The organism is Bacillus halotolerans, from assembly GCF_001517105.1.
In the GTDB taxonomy this organism is placed as follows: Bacteria; Bacillota; Bacilli; order Bacillales; family Bacillaceae; genus Bacillus; species Bacillus halotolerans.
Genome location: NZ_LPVF01000009.1, coordinates 80,337 through 97,505, shown reverse-complemented (window position 1 = coordinate 97,505; position 17,169 = coordinate 80,337). Strand labels below are relative to the sequence as shown.

General features: G+C 42.4%; 20 protein-coding genes and 2 pseudogenes. 18 read left to right on the top strand and 4 right to left on the bottom strand.

The window, feature by feature from the left end; translation table 11 throughout:
- Nucleotides 1-56: 56 nt before the first annotated feature.
- The 5 genes from AU387_RS08170 (at nt 57) to pstB (AU387_RS08150) (ending at nt 4,464) form a co-directional block, all read left to right on the top strand.
- Complete coding sequence (locus AU387_RS08170; RefSeq protein ID WP_044154545.1) at nt 57-959, top strand: phosphate ABC transporter substrate-binding protein; 903 nt, start codon at nt 57-59, stop codon at nt 957-959.
- Nucleotides 960-1,027: 68 nt separating this feature from the next.
- On the top strand, nt 1,028-1,957 hold the full coding sequence (gene pstC, locus AU387_RS08165; RefSeq protein WP_024122067.1) for a phosphate ABC transporter permease subunit PstC: 930 nt from the start codon (nt 1,028-1,030) through the stop codon (nt 1,955-1,957).
- Nucleotides 1,957-2,841 carry a phosphate ABC transporter permease PstA gene (gene pstA / locus AU387_RS08160; protein WP_059335425.1) on the top strand — a complete coding sequence of 295 codons (885 nt, stop codon included), beginning with the start codon at nt 1,957-1,959 and terminating at the stop codon, nt 2,839-2,841. The genes pstC and pstA overlap by 1 nt, the downstream gene beginning before the upstream one ends.
- Before the next feature lie 20 nt (nt 2,842-2,861).
- Nucleotides 2,862-3,671, top strand: a complete 810-nt coding sequence (gene pstB / locus AU387_RS08155; RefSeq protein ID WP_059335424.1) for a phosphate ABC transporter ATP-binding protein PstB — start codon at nt 2,862-2,864, stop codon at nt 3,669-3,671.
- Nucleotides 3,672-3,681: 10 nt separating this feature from the next.
- Nucleotides 3,682-4,464, top strand: a complete 783-nt coding sequence (gene pstB / locus AU387_RS08150) for a phosphate ABC transporter ATP-binding protein PstB (protein WP_044154551.1) — start codon at nt 3,682-3,684, stop codon at nt 4,462-4,464.
- A 30-nt stretch (nt 4,465-4,494) separates the two neighbouring features.
- Here pstB (AU387_RS08150) and AU387_RS08145 read toward each other — a convergent pair whose 3' ends face one another.
- Both AU387_RS08145 and AU387_RS08140 read right to left on the bottom strand, forming a co-directional pair.
- Nucleotides 4,495-4,956, bottom strand: coding sequence for an endolytic transglycosylase MltG (locus tag AU387_RS08145; RefSeq protein ID WP_024122063.1), 462 nt, complete (start codon nt 4,954-4,956; stop codon nt 4,495-4,497).
- Nucleotides 4,953-5,306, bottom strand: coding sequence for a hypothetical protein (locus AU387_RS08140; RefSeq protein ID WP_010334943.1), 354 nt, complete (start codon nt 5,304-5,306; stop codon nt 4,953-4,955). Before AU387_RS08140 ends, AU387_RS08145 begins: the two co-directional genes overlap by 4 nt.
- A gap of 179 nt (nt 5,307-5,485) precedes the next feature.
- On the opposite strand from AU387_RS08140, the gene AU387_RS08135 reads away from it, so the two are divergent.
- The 12 genes and pseudogenes from AU387_RS08135 to AU387_RS08090 all read left to right on the top strand — a co-directional run bounded on the left by AU387_RS08135 (nt 5,486) and on the right by AU387_RS08090 (nt 15,779).
- Nucleotides 5,486-5,956, top strand: coding sequence for a hypothetical protein (locus AU387_RS08135; protein ID WP_059335423.1), 471 nt, complete (start codon nt 5,486-5,488; stop codon nt 5,954-5,956).
- Nucleotides 5,953-7,038, top strand: coding sequence for a glycosyltransferase family 4 protein (locus tag AU387_RS08130; RefSeq protein ID WP_059335422.1), 1,086 nt, complete (start codon nt 5,953-5,955; stop codon nt 7,036-7,038). The genes AU387_RS08135 and AU387_RS08130 overlap by 4 nt, the downstream gene beginning before the upstream one ends.
- 84 nt (nt 7,039-7,122) lie before the next feature.
- Nucleotides 7,123-7,272, top strand: coding sequence for a 50S ribosomal protein L33 (rpmG, locus tag AU387_RS20470; RefSeq protein WP_003153056.1), 150 nt, complete (start codon nt 7,123-7,125; stop codon nt 7,270-7,272).
- Nucleotides 7,273-7,354: 82 nt separating this feature from the next.
- Nucleotides 7,355-7,917: pseudogene (locus tag AU387_RS08125) on the top strand (5-formyltetrahydrofolate cyclo-ligase).
- A gap of 66 nt (nt 7,918-7,983) precedes the next feature.
- Nucleotides 7,984-8,157, top strand: coding sequence for a hypothetical protein (locus tag AU387_RS20465; RefSeq protein ID WP_024122059.1), 174 nt, complete (start codon nt 7,984-7,986; stop codon nt 8,155-8,157).
- An 88-nt stretch (nt 8,158-8,245) separates the two neighbouring features.
- Complete coding sequence (yqgP, locus tag AU387_RS08120) at nt 8,246-9,766, top strand: rhomboid protease YqgP (RefSeq protein ID WP_059335421.1); 1,521 nt, start codon at nt 8,246-8,248, stop codon at nt 9,764-9,766.
- Nucleotides 9,767-9,896: 130 nt separating this feature from the next.
- Nucleotides 9,897-10,113 (top strand): annotated as a pseudogene (locus AU387_RS08115) (YqgQ family protein).
- 10 nt (nt 10,114-10,123) lie between these two features.
- Complete coding sequence (gene glcK / locus AU387_RS08110) at nt 10,124-11,089, top strand: glucose kinase GlcK (protein ID WP_044154564.1); 966 nt, start codon at nt 10,124-10,126, stop codon at nt 11,087-11,089.
- A 138-nt stretch (nt 11,090-11,227) separates the two neighbouring features.
- Nucleotides 11,228-13,123 carry an LTA synthase family protein gene (locus tag AU387_RS08105; RefSeq protein ID WP_059335656.1) on the top strand — a complete coding sequence of 632 codons (1,896 nt, stop codon included), beginning with the start codon at nt 11,228-11,230 and terminating at the stop codon, nt 13,121-13,123.
- Nucleotides 13,124-13,204: 81 nt separating this feature from the next.
- Nucleotides 13,205-14,335 carry a M14 family metallopeptidase gene (locus AU387_RS08100; protein WP_082687880.1) on the top strand — a complete coding sequence of 377 codons (1,131 nt, stop codon included), beginning with the start codon at nt 13,205-13,207 and terminating at the stop codon, nt 14,333-14,335.
- A gap of 67 nt (nt 14,336-14,402) precedes the next feature.
- Complete coding sequence (locus AU387_RS08095) at nt 14,403-15,461, top strand: YqgU-like beta propeller domain-containing protein (RefSeq protein ID WP_059335419.1); 1,059 nt, start codon at nt 14,403-14,405, stop codon at nt 15,459-15,461.
- Between the two features lie 3 nt (nt 15,462-15,464).
- Entirely contained in the window at nt 15,465-15,779 is a 315-nt protein-coding gene (locus tag AU387_RS08090; RefSeq protein ID WP_010334936.1) for an MTH1187 family thiamine-binding protein, read from the top strand.
- A gap of 32 nt (nt 15,780-15,811) precedes the next feature.
- On the opposite strand, the gene AU387_RS20460 is transcribed toward AU387_RS08090, so the two are convergent.
- Complete coding sequence (locus AU387_RS20460; RefSeq protein WP_010334935.1) at nt 15,812-15,985, bottom strand: DUF2759 domain-containing protein; 174 nt, start codon at nt 15,983-15,985, stop codon at nt 15,812-15,814.
- A gap of 156 nt (nt 15,986-16,141) precedes the next feature.
- Here AU387_RS20460 and AU387_RS08085 point away from each other — a divergent pair, with 156 nt between their 5' ends.
- A complete protein-coding gene (locus AU387_RS08085) occupies nt 16,142-16,777 on the top strand; it encodes an MBL fold metallo-hydrolase (protein ID WP_059335418.1) in 636 nt (211 codons plus the stop codon).
- A gap of 39 nt (nt 16,778-16,816) precedes the next feature.
- On the opposite strand, the gene AU387_RS08080 is transcribed toward AU387_RS08085, so the two are convergent.
- The gene (locus AU387_RS08080) at nt 16,817-17,062 is read right to left on the bottom strand and encodes a DUF2626 domain-containing protein (RefSeq protein WP_033884711.1); all 246 of its coding nucleotides are present in this window, start codon (nt 17,060-17,062) and stop codon (nt 16,817-16,819) included.
- Nucleotides 17,063-17,169 lie beyond the last annotated feature (107 nt).

Sequence of the window (17,169 nt, the reverse complement as noted above, 5' to 3'; positions counted from 1 at the left end):
CTTTACTCTATACGTGTAGGACAAATTACACATTATACGCAGGGGGAATTCAGGAAATGAAAAAAAACAAATTGGTGCTTATGCTTCTGATGGCTGCTTTTATGATAATTGCAGCTGCATGCGGAAACGCAGGAGAAAGTGAAAAAACAAATAGCGGCTCTGCAAAAGGGGAAGAAAAGGCATCAGGTTCTTTAACCATTTCTGGTTCATCGGCCATGCAGCCATTAGTACTTGCAGCTGCAGAAAAATTTATGGAAGAAAACCCTGATGCTGATATACAGGTACAAGCAGGGGGGTCTGGAACAGGGCTTTCTCAAGTCTCTGAAGGAGCTGTTCAAATCGGAAATTCAGATGTTTTCGCTGAAGAAAAAGAAGGTATCGACGCAAAAGCGCTTGTAGACCATCAAGTTGCAGTAGTCGGTATGGCAGCGGCTGTAAACCCTGACACAGGTGTAAAAGATATCTCAAAAGATGAATTGAAAAAAATCTTCACTGGCAAAATCAAAAACTGGAAAGAGCTTGGCGGAAAGGATCAAAAAATTACGCTTGTAAACCGTCCTGATTCTTCAGGTACACGTGCTACATTTGTAAAATACGCGCTTGACGGAGAAGAACCGGCAGAAGGCATTACTGAGGATTCTTCCAACACTGTGAAAAAAATCATTGCTGATACTCCGGGAGCGATTGGATATCTTGCATTCTCATATTTAACAGATGACAAAGTAACAGCTTTATCTATTGACGGTGTGAAGCCGGAAGCGAAAAACGTTACAACTGGAGAATATCCAATCTGGGCTTATCAGCATTCTTATACAAAAGGCGAAGCGAAAGATCTAGCGAAAGAATTTCTTGATTATCTAAAGAGTGAAGACATTCAAAAAAGCATTGTAACTGACCAAGGGTACATTCCGGTGACTGATATGAAAGTGACTCGCGATGCCAAAGGGAAGCAAAGCTGATCTAAATAAAAAGAGGAGTGCGGAGACTTCCGTTTCTCCTCTTAACACATTCATAGGAGTGTAAAACAATGATAAACAATAGAGAAAATATGTCTGTGAGCGAACGTTTAATCAGCTCAAGGCAAAATAGGCAATTGGATGAAGTTCGGGGAAGAATGATCGTGACAGCCTGCGCGCTTATAATGATAGCGGCATCTGTGGCGATCACCATTTTCCTCGGCATTAAGGGGCTGCAATCTTTTCTTGTAAATGGTGTAAGCCCAATTGAATTCTTAACGAGTCTGAATTGGAACCCTACAGATTCTGATCCGAAATACGGAGTGCTGCCTTTTATCTTTGGCTCATTTGCAGTAACGATTCTCTCCGCTCTCATTGCTGCGCCGCTCGGCATAGCAGGTGCGATCTTTATGACAGAAATTGCGCCGAATTGGGGGAAGAAAGTGCTGCAGCCGGTGATCGAATTATTGGTCGGCATCCCATCTGTTGTTTATGGATTCATAGGTCTTACAGTATTGGTGCCTTTTATTGCTCAGTTCAAAACGAGCGGAACAGGACACAGTTTATTGGCGGGAACGATTGTGCTTTCTATTATGATTCTGCCGACGATTACGTCTATCTCAGCCGATGCGATGGCATCACTTCCGAAAAGCTTAAGAGAAGGTTCTTACGCTCTCGGTGCGACAAGATGGCAGACCATTAGAAAAGTGCTCATCCCTGCAGCTTTTCCGACATTGATGACTGCCGTTGTCCTAGGTATGGCCCGTGCGTTTGGTGAGGCTCTGGCTGTCCAAATGGTCATTGGAAATACAAGAGTATTGCCTGAAAGTCTGTTTGACACCGCAGGAACATTGACAACCATTATTACGCTGAATATGGGCCATACCACATACGGAAGCGTTGAAAATAATACGCTGTGGTCAATGGGACTTGTGTTGCTGGTGATGTCATTCTTGTTCATCTTGCTTATTCGCTACTTGTCATCTAGGAGGAAAGTATAATGAACCGCAAATTAACAGATAAACTGGCAACTGGAATGTTCGGTTTATGCGCAGCCATTATCGCCGCGATTCTAGTCGGTCTGTTTTCCTATATTATTATTAACGGTGTTTCTCAGTTCAGCTTTGATTTTATTACGACAAAATCAAGCGCCATTGCCGCAGGAGGCGGGATACGAGACCAGCTGTTTAACTCCTTTTATATTCTGTTTATCACGATGCTGATTACCATCCCGCTCGGAGTGGGCGGCGGAGTGTTCATGGCGGAATACGCGCCTAACAACAAAGTGACAGATTTTATCAGAACGTGTATTGAGGTCCTTTCATCTCTTCCATCTATTGTCATTGGAATGTTCGGCTTACTGATGTTTGTTAACCTGACAGGCTGGGGATATACGATCATAGGCGGGGCGCTGGCATTAACGGTCTTTAATCTTCCTGTTATGGTGCGTGTGACAGAAGACGCGGTCCGTTCAGTCCCTAAAGATTTGAAGGAAGCATCGCTCGCTTTAGGTGTTTCTCGCTGGCATACCGTAAAAACCGTTTTAATACCAAGTGCGATCCCTTCCATCATCACAGGTGCCATTTTAGCGTCAGGAAGGGTGTTCGGGGAAGCGGCGGCTTTATTATTTACAGCAGGGCTTACAACGCCGCGTCTCAATTTTGCAGAGTGGAATCCGTTTTCTGAAACATCGCCGCTTAATATTTTCAGACCCGCTGAAACACTTGCGGTCCACATTTGGAATGTAAATACGCAAGGGATGATTCCGGATGCTGAAGCGATTGCCAACGGAGGTTCTGCAGTGCTGGTGATTTCAGTTCTTGTCTTCAATCTCGCGGCGAGATGGCTTGGAACAATCATCTATAAAAAGCTTACGGCAAATTAGACCGGAAAGAGGCGAAAACAATGTCTGAACAAATGGTAAAAGAAAAGCCTGAGAGTGCGGTTATAATTCCTCAGCAGCACCATGTGCTCGAGGTGAAGGATCTGTCTATTTTCTACGGAAACAAACAGGCCGTTCGTCACGTGAATATGGAGATTGAAAAAAATGCGGTGACCGCTTTGATCGGGCCGTCAGGATGCGGCAAATCTACTTTTCTTAGAAATATTAACCGCATGAATGACTTAATTCCTTCTGCAAGAAGCGAAGGTGAAATTTTGTATGAAGGATTAAATATACTGGGAAGCAATATTAACGTTGTCAGCTTAAGAAGAGAAATCGGCATGGTCTTCCAAAAGCCGAATCCATTTCCAAAATCGATCTACCATAATATCACGCATGCATTAAAATATGCCGGAGAGCGGAACAAATCAGTGCTCGACGACATCGTGGAAGAAAGCTTAACAAAAGCGGCGCTCTGGGATGAAGTAAAGGACCGTTTGCATTCATCCGCACTTTCGTTATCAGGCGGTCAGCAGCAGCGTTTATGTATTGCCAGAACGCTCGCGATGAAGCCGGCCGTTCTTCTTCTTGATGAACCTGCTTCAGCGCTAGATCCGATTTCAAATGCGAAAATAGAAGAATTGATTACGGAATTGAAAAGCGAATACTCAATTATTATTGTTACTCACAATATGCAGCAGGCTCTGCGGGTGTCTGACCGGACGGCTTTCTTTTTAAACGGCGAGATCGTTGAATACGGACAGACCGAACAAATTTTCACAAGTCCGAAGCAGCAAAAAACTGAGGATTACATTAATGGGAAATTCGGATAGGAGGCTGGCAATGAGTATTGCTACCGAAGCTGTAAAGAAACAGGAAGTTTATCAAGTCAACGGAATGAATTTATGGTATGGGGAAAACCATGCCTTGAAAAATATCAATTTGAGCATTAATCAAAACGAAGTCACGGCGATTATCGGGCCGTCAGGATGCGGCAAATCAACATTTATTAAAACATTGAATTTAATGATTCAGATGACGCCGAATGTAAAGCTTGCGGGTGAGCTGAACTATAATGGCAGCAATATTTTAAAGGATAAAGTCGATATCGTAGATTTGAGAAAAAATATCGGCATGGTATTTCAGAAAGGAAACCCGTTTCCGCAATCAATTTTTGATAATGTCGCTTACGGACCGAGAGTTCACGGCATCAAAAATAAAAAGAAGCTGCAAGACATTGCAGAAAAGTCATTAAAAGACGTGGCGCTGTGGGATGAGGTGAAGGATCGTTTGCATTCATCTGCACTCTCATTATCAGGCGGCCAGCAGCAGCGGCTCTGTATCGCCAGAGCTCTTGCGACAAATCCTGATATTTTGCTGATGGATGAGCCAACATCTGCGCTAGATCCAATTTCGACGAGAAAAATTGAAGAGCTCATTCTGCAGCTGAAAAATAAATACACCATCGTTATCGTGACGCACAACATGCAACAGGCAGCGAGGGTTTCTGATCAAACTGCATTTTTCTACATGGGTGAGCTTGTTGAATGCGACAATACAAATAAAATGTTCTCTCAGCCGAGAGATCAAAGAACACTCGATTATATTACAGGGAAATTCGGATAAAAAAAACAGGCTGTTACATAGCCTGTTTTTTTATCGTGTTAATGTTTTAACGATCTTTTTGAAGCTCATATCTGATTTTACTTTAAATTCTCCGGCACGGATCTCCTTGTGATACCCAGCGTCTATCACGTAGTCATTAAAGTCCTTAGCTGAAGAAATAATGCCTTCTTTTTCAAGAATAGCTGATACATCTGCGGTGCTCATGCCGTCTTTAATGATGAGCTTGTACGTTTTTACTTTGTTTTTCGAGTCTGAGCTGCTGTCATCGCTCAGAGATTTCTCTTTTGAGTCGAGAAGCTTTTGATATTCATCACGGTTAACAGAAACCATTTTTTTAGAATCGAGATAATTGTTCACGTCCTGCTCGGTTACTGTTTTTTGTTCTTTTACAGCAGCGGCTTGATCTTCATCTGTCAGATAAAAAACACTTGCGAGAACGGCTGTCGCTAATATGATACCGCCGGCAAATGCCTGAATGCCTCGTTTTGTCATACGAGCACCTTCTCATTATCTTTTATAATCGTATTCACGTCTTCTACTGATACATGCTCAGCTTTAGCAATTGCTTCAGCTGACATACCGTTATTATATTTAGAAAGTATTTGTTTGGCGATCTTTTGATTGATACCGCTGTTCTTTGCTTTGCGGATCACAAGGTTTGTTTCAAGTAATTCTTCCTCAAGCACTGTCATTTTCTTTTTGAGCTTATAAATTTCCTGCATAGCAGAAAGCTGCAATGTTTCAAGCTCCTGCTCGACATCTTTCATCGGATCTCGTTGAGAATATGAGAATGCAATTAGCGCTATACTGACGATAAACAACGCAATAATAGCAATTTCCACGTTTCATCACCTTCTATTCTTTTTTTATCCTTCTTTTTTATACCATAAAACAAGTGGATTCTAAAGGAATTCGCGAAAAAAACGAGTTTTTGTCGAGAAATCTTTCTTTTCTTCCTTTATGGGTAATGGTTTAATAGGATCACCGAGCCAATGGAAGGAAAGGAGAATGTGAAAAGCCTATGGACAAACACTCATTTCCTCATAACATTCGAAGCGGGATTCCTTTTTTTAGGGACATATTCGACATGAACATCCAAAACTCTCACACATTGACAGTCCGATGGAATCTTTCAGTGGAGACGATGAAACTGGCGGAAACCGTGCTTTTCGAAAAAACGCCAGACATGATAAAAGAAATTCGTATTTTTGTGAAAAGAAACGGTATAGAAGCTGTCAGGACGAACCGCATAAAACGGGATAAAGGGAAATGGATCATTGTTCAGGTGCCTGGTCATGCTTTATATCGCGCTGAATGCAGAATAGTGAATTCGATAAATGTTTCTCTCAAACTAGCTGAAACAGTGGACATCTTTCTTGCAGAAAACGGTGTCAGCGACATAAACAGTTTCCACAATGCAGAAACACATACCAGGTGGGAGGAACAATTTTCTGCTTACACCTGCTATCGCACTGAGGGAAAAGGGAAATGAACATCCTTATGCTTTCATTCGAGCATCCTCATAAACCGAAAAGCGGGCTTGGGGTTCATTTGAGCCGTCTTATTTCCTATTTAAATCCGCATATCAAAATAACGGTATGCGTTCCAAGCAGTAAGCTATGTTCCTATGCGAATGTTGAAGACTTTATAGCTGATGTCAATGTCAGAATGGTTCAACAAGTGTTGTCATGCAATGAACGGTTTGATCTGATTCATGCCCATGATGACATGACGGCCCCTGCCGCTCATTATTTGAAAAAGCAGCTTGGCATTCCGCTTGCTGCAACGATCCACGGGCTTGAAAGCAGAAGGAAGCGTGCATGCAAAGAAACGCCTCATCCGTACAGGCTGCTGACGGAGAGGCTCCTCCTCGACATTTCCGACGAACTGATTGTGTTAAGCACTTTTATGAAGAGATCGATGAATAAGGCGTATCCGTTTCGTGAAAAAATAACCGTCATCCCAAGCCCTCTGTCTCTGCAGGCTAAAAGCGGCCTAGCTAAAAGGATCATTCATAAAAGCTACTTGTTTTCGTTTGGAAGGTTTGTTCCGGAAAAAGGGTTTTCACAGCTGTTGAAGGTATATTCTATTCTGAACAAATGCCGGCCTGACCTTCAGTTGGTGCTAGCTGGACAAGGGCCGTTTCTGGCTGCCTATAAGAAACTGGCTGAGCAATTGAGCATAAAGGAAAGTGTAATGTTTTATCCTTTTTTAAATAGAAGAGAGATTGTGACGTTACTGTCTCAATGTGAAATGGCTGTTTTCCCAAGCTTTTATGAACCCTTTGGGCTCGCTGCACAAGAAAGCATGGAACAAGGCGTGCTGACAGCTGTTTCACAGTCGGGCGGTTTTTGTGACTTTGCCGTTCATGACAAAACTGCAATTGCTGCTGATTTTTCGCAAGAACGGGAGGCAGCCGATAGGCTTCACAACATATTAATAGATGAAGAAAAGGCCCGCCGGATAAAAGAAGCGGGCAGAGAACAGGTGATGAAACTGCATCATCCACGGATCATCACAGCATCATATTTGCAGCTTTATCAGCGTCTATTCAATAATTCATCATTTCATTGAAAAACATCCTAGCATTCCGTGCATTATAGTGGTATTATATATAAGTCTGAATAAGTAAATGATATTTAGTTTGGAGGGAAAACAATGCGCGTTAATATTACTTTGGCTTGCACAGAATGTGGTGAGCGTAACTATATTTCTAAAAAGAACAAACGCAACAATCCAGACCGCGTTGAATTTAAAAAATATTGCCCACGTGATAAAAAATCTACGTTACACCGTGAAACAAAATAACAGCATAGCTGTTTGAGGTGTAAGAAAAAAGCCAGAGCTTTGAAAAAGGTTCTGGCTTTTTTCTATTCCGAGGGGGATGGAAATGAAATCACAATTAAGAAAAAAACAATAGAAACGTTATCAGCGATATCGAATGAAGAACTGTCTAAGAAAACGGCGCGTATCAACGAGCATTTATTTTCTCTCCAAGAGTGGCAAAATGCCAGCATCATAGCCGTCACCATTTCAAGGGGGCTGGAGGTACCGACACGGCCGATCATCGAAAAAGCCTGGGGCGAAGAGAAAGAAGTTTGTATTCCAAAGTGTGATCCTGACACGAAAAGAATGCAGTTCCGCACATTCCAAGCGGATGATCAGCTTGAAACGGTTTACGCCGGACTTCAGGAGCCGATGATTGAGAAAACGAATGAAGTGATCCAATCACAGATTGATTTGATGATCGTGCCTGGTGTATGTTTCGATGCTGACGGCTATAGGATTGGCTTTGGCGGCGGTTATTATGATCGTTATTTAAGTGATTATAAAGGGAACACAGTTTCTTTGCTTTTAGAATGCCAGCTGTATGATCATGTGCCGCATCTGTCACATGATATCCCGGTTCAAATGCTGGTTACTGAGGATCGAATCATTTCTTGCTTTTCATAGCTTACTCGTCCCTCCGTCAAGAATAAATAAGAAAGAATAACAAACCCTAATGGCAGGAGGGATATAATGAAAAAATTTATGATCTATGCCATTTGTGCTGTTTCTGCCGTGATGTTTTACCAAAACCGTTACCGTCTCATGAATACCGTGCTCAGCCAGCCGGGAATCAGACGGTCCTTTATTCATCTTTTTTTAAGAATTCCGTTTATCCGCAATAAGTTTATACAGCAAGCTTTTTAAAAATCCCGTTTTCACGGGATTTTTTGCTTTTAGTAGGCGTCAAGAGCACCAGCTGTTATAATGAAAAAAAACCATTGGAGCGGTAAACATGTATTTGTTGGATTATACATATTGGAAGGTCGCGGCGCATTTAGTAAGAAGAGGGTATGGCGTCATACAATCCGGTGAATCTGATGAAATATGGCTGGAAGCACCGGACAAATCCTCTCATGATCTGCTTCGCCTCTTTAAACAGAATATTGATTTTCGCCAAGAAATTGCAAGGGACATAGAAGTGCAGGCGGAGCGAGTAGAGCATGTCAGGAAGTCTATCGGAAAGCGGCATTTGAAGCTGCTGAATGTGCTGATTTCAGCGGAAGCCCCTGTCGATGACTGGGAGGAAATCACTGAAAAGCCTTTTGAAAAAGGACAGGTATCCGTTGAAACGGCACTTGTGACTGGCACTTCGCTTCATGAAGATCTGCAGGCAGTTTTTCCCTCACTTGATGCTGTTGAATGGACGGAAGACCGAGACTCATTGGAACATGTCCAAATGGCGAAAGAACACTTTTTTTCACTAGTGCAGAAACAAGAAGAACAGCGAAAAAAAGAAGCGGCGTTTTTCCAGAACGGAAAACCGATCTTTACATATTTGTTCATCGCGCTGCAGCTCGTGATGTTTTTTCTGCTCGAAATAAACGGAGGCAGCACCAATACGGAGACGCTTGTTGCTTTCGGTGCTAAGGAAAACGGCCTGATTGCAGCCGGAGAATGGTGGCGCCTGCTGACGCCGATTGTGCTTCACATCGGCCTTGCGCATTTAGCCTTTAACACGCTGGCTTTATGGTCAGTTGGAACCGCTGTTGAGCGCATGTATGGATCAGGCAGATTTTTGCTGATTTATTTGGCGGCGGGTATCACGGGATCGATCGCCAGCTTCGTGTTCAGTCCGTATCCTTCAGCCGGTGCTTCAGGCGCCATATTCGGATGCTTAGGCGCATTGCTGTATGTAGCTGTGTCAAACAGAAAAATGTTTCTAAAAACGATAGGCACAAATATTATTGTTATTATCCTGATAAATCTGGGTTTTGGCTTCGCGGTCTCAAATATTGATAATTCGGGACATATTGGCGGCTTGGCCGGCGGTTTTCTTGCTGCGGCAGCACTTGGTTTGCCAAAAGCAAAAGACTGGGGCAAAAAACTGGTGTCAGCGATGCTGCTGGCTGCCCTGGCCGGCGGGTTTCTCTATTACGGATTGCATTCACCGTCCCATCAGGAGACAGCGCTGATCCGTCAGGCAAATGAGCTTTACCAGGAAGGGAAATATAAAGAAGTAACCGAATTGCTGAACGGTGAAGCAGAGCAGAAAGACGCTTCAGCTGATCTTCTGAAAATCCTGGCAGTTTCTGATATTCAAATCGGCGAATATGATCAGGCGATTTCTCTTTTGGAAAGAGCAGTGCAAAAAGAGCCTAAAGACCATGCGTCCTATTACAATTTGGCATTGCTGTATGCGGAAAAAAATGAACTTGGTCAAGCTGACAAGGCAATCAGGACCGCTGTAAAGCTGAAGCCGAAGGAGAAGCGTTACATAGAACTGCAGCAGCAAATTGAAAATAATAAAGAATAAATGGCTGGATGAGAAAACGTTGAAGTTGCCAAGGAATGAAACCCGGGTATTTTTGTCAGCGTTTTCTTCTTGACTGGCCGCTTCTTTATGACTACGCTATTTATAGTTAAGATCAAGAATGGTGAGGAATATGAACACATTTTATGATGTACAGCAGCTGTTAAAAACTTTTGGACACATTGTTTACTTTGGTGACAGAGAGCTTGAAATTGAGTTTATGCTTGATGAATTAAAGGAACTTTATATAAATCATATGATTGAGAAGGAGCAGTGGGCTAAAGCGGCAGCTGTCCTTCATAAAGAGCTGGAACAAACAAAAAAACGAAAGAGATTTACGTAAAGGTTAAGGTGATAAAAATGGACGAGATATGGTTTGCGGGAATCGATCTTGGAGGAACGACGATAAAACTCGCATTTATTAATCAATATGGAGAGATTCAGCATAAATGGGAAGTGCCGACCGATAAGTCCGGTGACACCATTACCGTGACAATAGCAAAAGCGATTGACAGCAAGCTGGATGAGCTTCATAAACCGAAGCACATCGTCAAATATATAGGAATGGGCGCACCGGGGCCAGTAGATATGGCAACTGGGGTCGTTTATGAAACGGTAAATCTGGGCTGGAAAAACTATGCTTTAAAAAATCATCTGGAAACGGAAACAGGCATCCCTGCGGTTATAGAAAATGATGCGAATATTGCCGCGCTCGGAGAAATGTGGAAGGGTGCGGGTGATGGCGCAAAAGACGTCATTCTCGTTACGCTAGGCACAGGAGTTGGCGGCGGTATTATTGTGAATGGGGAGATTGTGCACGGGATAAATGGCGCTGGCGGAGAAATCGGCCATATTTGCAGCATCCCAGAAGGCGGGGCGCCGTGCAACTGCGGTAAAACAGGCTGTATTGAAACCATCGCGTCAGCAACTGGCATTGTTAGAATTGCAAAAGAGAAAATTGCAAAAGCTAAAAAGCCGACTCAATTAAAAGCATCTGATCATTTAACCGCACGAGATGTATTTGAAGCAGCAAATGAAAATGATGAATTAGCTCTTGAAGTTGTCGATTATGTAGCTAAGCATCTCGGCCTGGTGCTTGGCAATCTGGCCAGCTCGCTTAATCCGTCAAAAATTGTTCTCGGCGGCGGCGTTTCAAGAGCCGGAGAATTGCTGAGATCCAAAGTCGAGAAAACATTCCGTATATGTGCCTTTCCGCGCGCTGCGGAAGCGGCTGATATATCTATTGCGGCGCTTGGAAATGATGCGGGCGTTATCGGAGGGGCTTGGATTGCTAAGAATGAATGGCTGAAACACCAAAATTGTTAAATTTGTGAAAATGAAATTGATTTTTTGTTATGTTCAGGTTAAGATTTAATTTGATGTGTTAATGAGAATGTTGTGAATAGACTGATTTATTTGAGCGTGCTGCATAGGAGGTTGAAATGCGAAAAACGTTTTTTTTCGATGATTTCATTTATGCTGATTGCCATGTTAATGATGTGGCTAAAAACGTATGTTGTTTACAAAACCAGTTTTCATATTAAAATTGACAATCTTACGCAGGAATTTATTCTGTTTATCAACCCATTGAGCTTTTTGCTGCTTATTTTTGGCTTCAGCCTGTTTTTAAAGGGAAGAAACAGAAATCGTTACATTATTGCCATGAGTTGTATTGTCACATTTGTTTTGCTGGCGAATATGGTTTTTTATCGTTTTTACAATGATTTCTTAACGATTCCGGTTCTTTTTCAAACAAGCAATATGGGCGATCTGGGAAGCAGCATCGGAACGCTTCTTGAGCCGACAGACCTCCTATTGGCTGTAGATATCGTGATTTTAATATGGCTTCATATGCGTCAAAAAGCCTTTCAATCAGACATCCCCTCCACGAAAAATGAACGGGCGGCATATTTTTTGTTTGTGGCTTCCGTTTATTTCTTCAACTTAGGTCTGTCCGAGGCAGAACGGCCGCAGCTATTGACACGCTCATTTGACAGAGAAATGCTCGTTAAAAATATCAGCCTGTTTAATTTTCATATTTATGACGGAGTACTTCAGTCAAAGCAATCCGCACAAAGAGCGCTGGCTGACAGCAACAGCCTGACGGAAATTGAAAACTATGTCACAGCCAATGCGAAAGATGCCAATAAGAACTTATTTGGCGCCGCAAAAGGCAGAAACGTCATACTCGTATCTCTGGAGTCGACACAAAGCTTTGTGATCAATGAAAAAGTGAACGGAAAAGAAATCACTCCGTTTTTGAATGATTTTATAAAAGAAAGCTATAACTTTAGTAATGTTTACCACCAAACCGGGCAGGGGAAAACCTCTGATTCTGAATTTATCGTTGACAATTCACTTTATCCGCTTGGACGAGGCGCTGTGTTCTTTACAAATGCGGGCAATCAATACATGGCCGCGCCAGAGATTCTCAAAAATAACGGATATTATTCAGCGGTGCTCCATGCCAATAATAAAAGCTTTTGGAATCGCGATTTAATGTACGATTCATTTGGGTATGATTCATTTTTTGATATTGAATCGTATGATGTAAATGACAATAATTCAGTCGGCTGGGGGCTGAAGGATAAAGAATTTTTTGAACAGTCTTCAGAGCTGATGAAAAACCTGCCTCAGCCGTTTTACTCCAGGCTGATCACACTCACGAACCACTTTCCGTTTGACCTTGATGAAGAGGACAAATTGATTGAGGAATATGATTCAAGCAGCCAAACGTTAAACAAGTATTTCCCAACTGTTCGCTATCAGGATGAGGCGCTGAAACGATTTATCGAAAAGCTGAAGGAAGACGGGTTATATGATAACTCCATTATTGTTTTATACGGTGACCATTACGGGATATCGGAAAACCATAATGAAGCGATGGGGCAGTTTTTAGGGAAAGAAATTACACCATTTGAAGAAGTGCAGCTCCAAAAAGTGCCGTTTGTCGTTCATATTCCTGGAATTACAGACAAGAAGCCGAAAACGATTGATAAGGTAGGAGGACAAATCGATATCCGGCCGACGCTGATGAATCTGTTAGGTATTGATACAAAGAACTTCATTCAATTCGGCAACGATCTGCTTTCTGACGATAAACTGGACTTTACAGTGCTGCGGGACGGAAGCTTTATCACAGACCAGATCGTGTACACTGACGGTCTATGTTATGACAAAGCAAGCGGAAAGCCTTTGAAAGAGGCAAAACAATGTGAAACATTTGCTGATAAAGCGAAGCAGGAGCTTTCACTTTCCGATGAAATCATTTACGGAGATTTGTTACGATTTTATGATCAGGAAAGACTGGACAATTCGTCAAAAAGAAAAGAAAAACAAATTCTTGATCAGGCCTCATGATCACAAAGTCTCCCGTATCAAAAAATGCGGGAGGCTTTCTTTTTTAAAAAACGCCGTCATATAGTAACAAAAAGGGGGATGATGATGGCGTTTATTACGATAAAACCTGAGATCAAATACAATTTGGCTTTATTGGCAAGAGAACTGAAGGTAGATGAGACATTGCTTAGAAGTGCCAATCAAACAGCACAGAAACATCAATTGTACTGTCCGGGTTATAAGATTGAAGAAAGCACTGATAAGGAGCTTCAATCCATTCAGGAAGTAAAGCGCTTTTTACACCCGCTGCAGCTTCAGCCTGCTGATGACTGGCTGCAGCAAGAAAAAATCTATGACTTTCTTGCTGTCGAAGAGGAAATTAAAAAAATAATCAATGTGTTTCCGTTTGTTTCATGCCGGGAGATCGGACGTTCTGTTTTGGGCAGGCCGATCTGGGAGTTGGCAGTTGGGGGAGAGCATACCTCCAAAAAAGTTCACATGAATGCATCATTTCATGCAAATGAGTGGATTACCACGTCTGTATTGCTGAAGTGGCTGAAGGAATATTGCCTTTCTTTATGTCATAATACGAATTTCTTTGGTTTTACTCCTTTGGAGCTGTTCAGCCGAACCTCTCTGTCTCTTGTTCCTCTTGTGAATCCGGATGGCGTTGATCTTGTCTTACACGGATCAGCGGGCATGGGAGACAGGAGAGATGAACTTGAAAGACTAAACTGCCATCGTCCGAATTTTAATGCATGGAAAGCAAATATTAACGGAATTGATTTAAATAAACAATTCCCGTCTTTATGGGAAATTGAAAAATACCGCAAACCAAAAACGCCCAGCTACCGAGACTTTCCCGGAACTTCTCCGCTCACGGAGCCGGAATCCATTGCGATGCAGCAGCTGATAACAGCGGATCCGCCTGACAGGCTGGTGGCCCTTCACACTCAAGGAGAAGAAATCTATTGGGGATATAAAGGCCTTGAGCCCGAAGAATCGGCTGCGGTAATAAAGGATTTTGAGACGATAAGCGGAAACATTTATAAAGGAGTCAAGGATATTGACAGCTATGCGGGATTCCGCGACTGGTTTATTCATCACTATTTTAAGGAAGGTTATACGGTGGAACTTGGAAAAGGCCAAAATCCCTTGCCGTTTGAGCAGTTTTCACATATTTACAAGGCGACAAGCGGGATCTTATGGAGGTCGTTATTTTTTCCTGAATAACTGAAACTTTTTCTTTTTCGTGCCGTATCAAATATGGGACAATAATTATGATCGGAGGGGGAGGCTGATGAGATCAGTTTGTTTGATTCTGCTGTCAGCATTGCTAGTTTGTTTATCGGCATGCGAACCATCTCATCAGCAGCAAAAACAGGCAGCGACGGCAAAAAGTGAGGAAAAAGAGATTGTTCCGCTGCCAGCAGGAAAAGCGGACGGAGCGGAAGGCTGGCTCAATAACAACACAATTCTCTATACAGTCTCAGATCCGACAAAAACAGAGCTTCTTGCCTATCAAATCTTTAATGGCAAAACGAAAAAGCTCTATCAGACGGATGGTCAAATCGTTGATGTTCAAATCAATCCCAAGAAACAGATGATTCTGCTGCAGATCACGCATAGCCAACAGACAGCAGTAGTTTTGCTGAATCAAAAAGGGGAGACGCTGTACCAGAAAGAATACGAAACGTATGAGCTGGAGGCAGCATGGAATCAGTATGATCCGTATCAAATGATGGTCACGGTATTCACTGAAAACTGGGACTTCAATACATACCACGTGGATGCCAAAAAAGACAAGTCTGCTTTAAGTCGAATACAGGTACCGTTTGTCCATTGGACCTCAAAAGACACATTTGACTATCTAAAAGAGGGAAGAAACGATAAAGAAGGCCCTTTGTATACGTATAATATTGCTTCTGAAAAGGAGAAAAAGCTGGAGGAGGATGTCCTTTACTTTGATTCTTTTCATAATATGAGCTTTACCGTCAAAGCAGATTCCGGAGAGAACGGCTTGTATAAATTTACATCACCGCAATTGAATGGTGAAGCAGTTACAGCAGAATGGCCGCTCCAAACCAAATATACAAGTCTGGCTCCGATGGAGTATGATTATGATGAGACTGGCGGTCTGTTTTACACGTTTAAAGAAAGCGGGGACGCATATAAGCTGTCAGCGATCGATATGAAATCGGGAAAGGCGCAGGATCTTCTTACCTTGCCTGAAATGGAGCCGATCCAAGTATCCCCGAACGGAAAATATGCGTTGTACGGTTTTCATTTTGAGCGCATAATTTCATTAATATCTCATGAAATGAAGCCAATCATCATTGATAAAAAGGAGATGGAATAAGTAATGGCTATCGCAGATGTAACCATTATCCCAATCGGAACAGAAACACCTAGTGTGAGCGCCTACGTGGCGGATGTGCAGAAAATTTTAGAGGGCTACAAGGCAGAAGGGAAAATCAAATATCAGCTGACACCAATGAACACACTGATTGAAGGCGAGCTCAGCGACCTTTTTACTGTGATTCAGGCGATTCACGAAGCGCCGTTCCAAAAAGGGCTTCACAGAGTGGCGACCAACATTCGCATCGATGACAGACGGGACAAAAAAACGACGCTTGAAAGTAAAATAGAAAGCGTGAATAAACATTTACAGCAATAAAAAATAAACCTGTATCCCATTGGATACAGGTTTTAATGTGCAGTAGGATAACCGCTGTTTATCACCGTCATCACTGTAAACCAGCCAAACACACACAAGGTGGCCCCGGCTAATAAAAATCCAAGTATATTTTTGTTTTTCACAGAACGCAAGACTCCCCATAAAGCGAAAAGAGCGACAAGGCCGAAAATCACGACAAGTAACATTACGCAGCCCCCTTTACATTGAAAAACCTGCAATTCTTTCCATTTTTATTCTACCCGTTTTCAGTGTGTTTGTCGATAGCGTTTTCATAGCGATTGTTTGAATCTTTTTTCAAAAACCCTCATAATAGGAGCATAAAAAGGAAAGAGGTGAGAAAAGTGAAATGGAGAAGAATGCCTGTAGGACCGATTCAAGCGAATGCATATTTTTTAATCAGTGATGATCAATGCCTGATTTTTGATCCGGGCGGCGAGGGAGATAAAATCAATCAATACATAAAAGAAAAAGGATTAACGCCTTTAGCCATTTTACTGACACACGCCCATTTTGACCATATTGGGGCGCTGGATGACGTGAGAGACAGATGGGGTATTCCTGTCTATCTGCATCAAAATGAAAAGAATTGGCTTACAGATGCCTCATTAAACGGCTCAGGGATACTGAGAGGGATAGAAGTGACAGCTAAGCCGGCAGATCATTTGATTGAAGGGGACGGTGAGCTGAATATTGGGCCTTTCCATCTGGAGACGCTATTTACACCGGGACATTCCCCGGGAAGCGTTTCATATTACGTAAAGGATGCCGACCTGGTGATTTCCGGTGATGTCCTGTTTCAAGGCGGGATAGGCCGTACAGATTTACATGGAGGCGACCAAGAAACGCTGCTGACGTCTATCCATGAAAAATTGCTTACGCTGCCGGAGCACACATTGGTGTTAAGCGGACATGGCCCTGAAACTGACGTGCAGACTGAGCAGGATCAAAATCCGTTTTTAAATGGTTTTTCATTATAGAAAAAGAGACAAACCGATGAGGTTTGTCTCTTTTTGCCTTTAATGTCCTCCTCCGCCTGGTGCCATAATAAAAATGGAATAGTATGTGAAGCCGGCAAAGAAGATGGTTAAATAAGCGCCAAAGATATAAATGTACATCCGTTCTGTTAAATTCAAATACGATAGAAACACAAATAAGATCGTCTGTCCAAAAAATAAAAGGGAAGCATCTTTCATATCACCTAAATAAAACATGACTGCAAATATTCCCGTCCAAAATCCTAACACCCGGAACATGCGATTCATTTTTTATCCCCTCCCGAGAGTCCCTCTGATTGTTATTATAATAGATCACGAACAAAAATGTAAACATTTTCATTATTAATATGAAAAATGGTATTTAACCCTTTGAT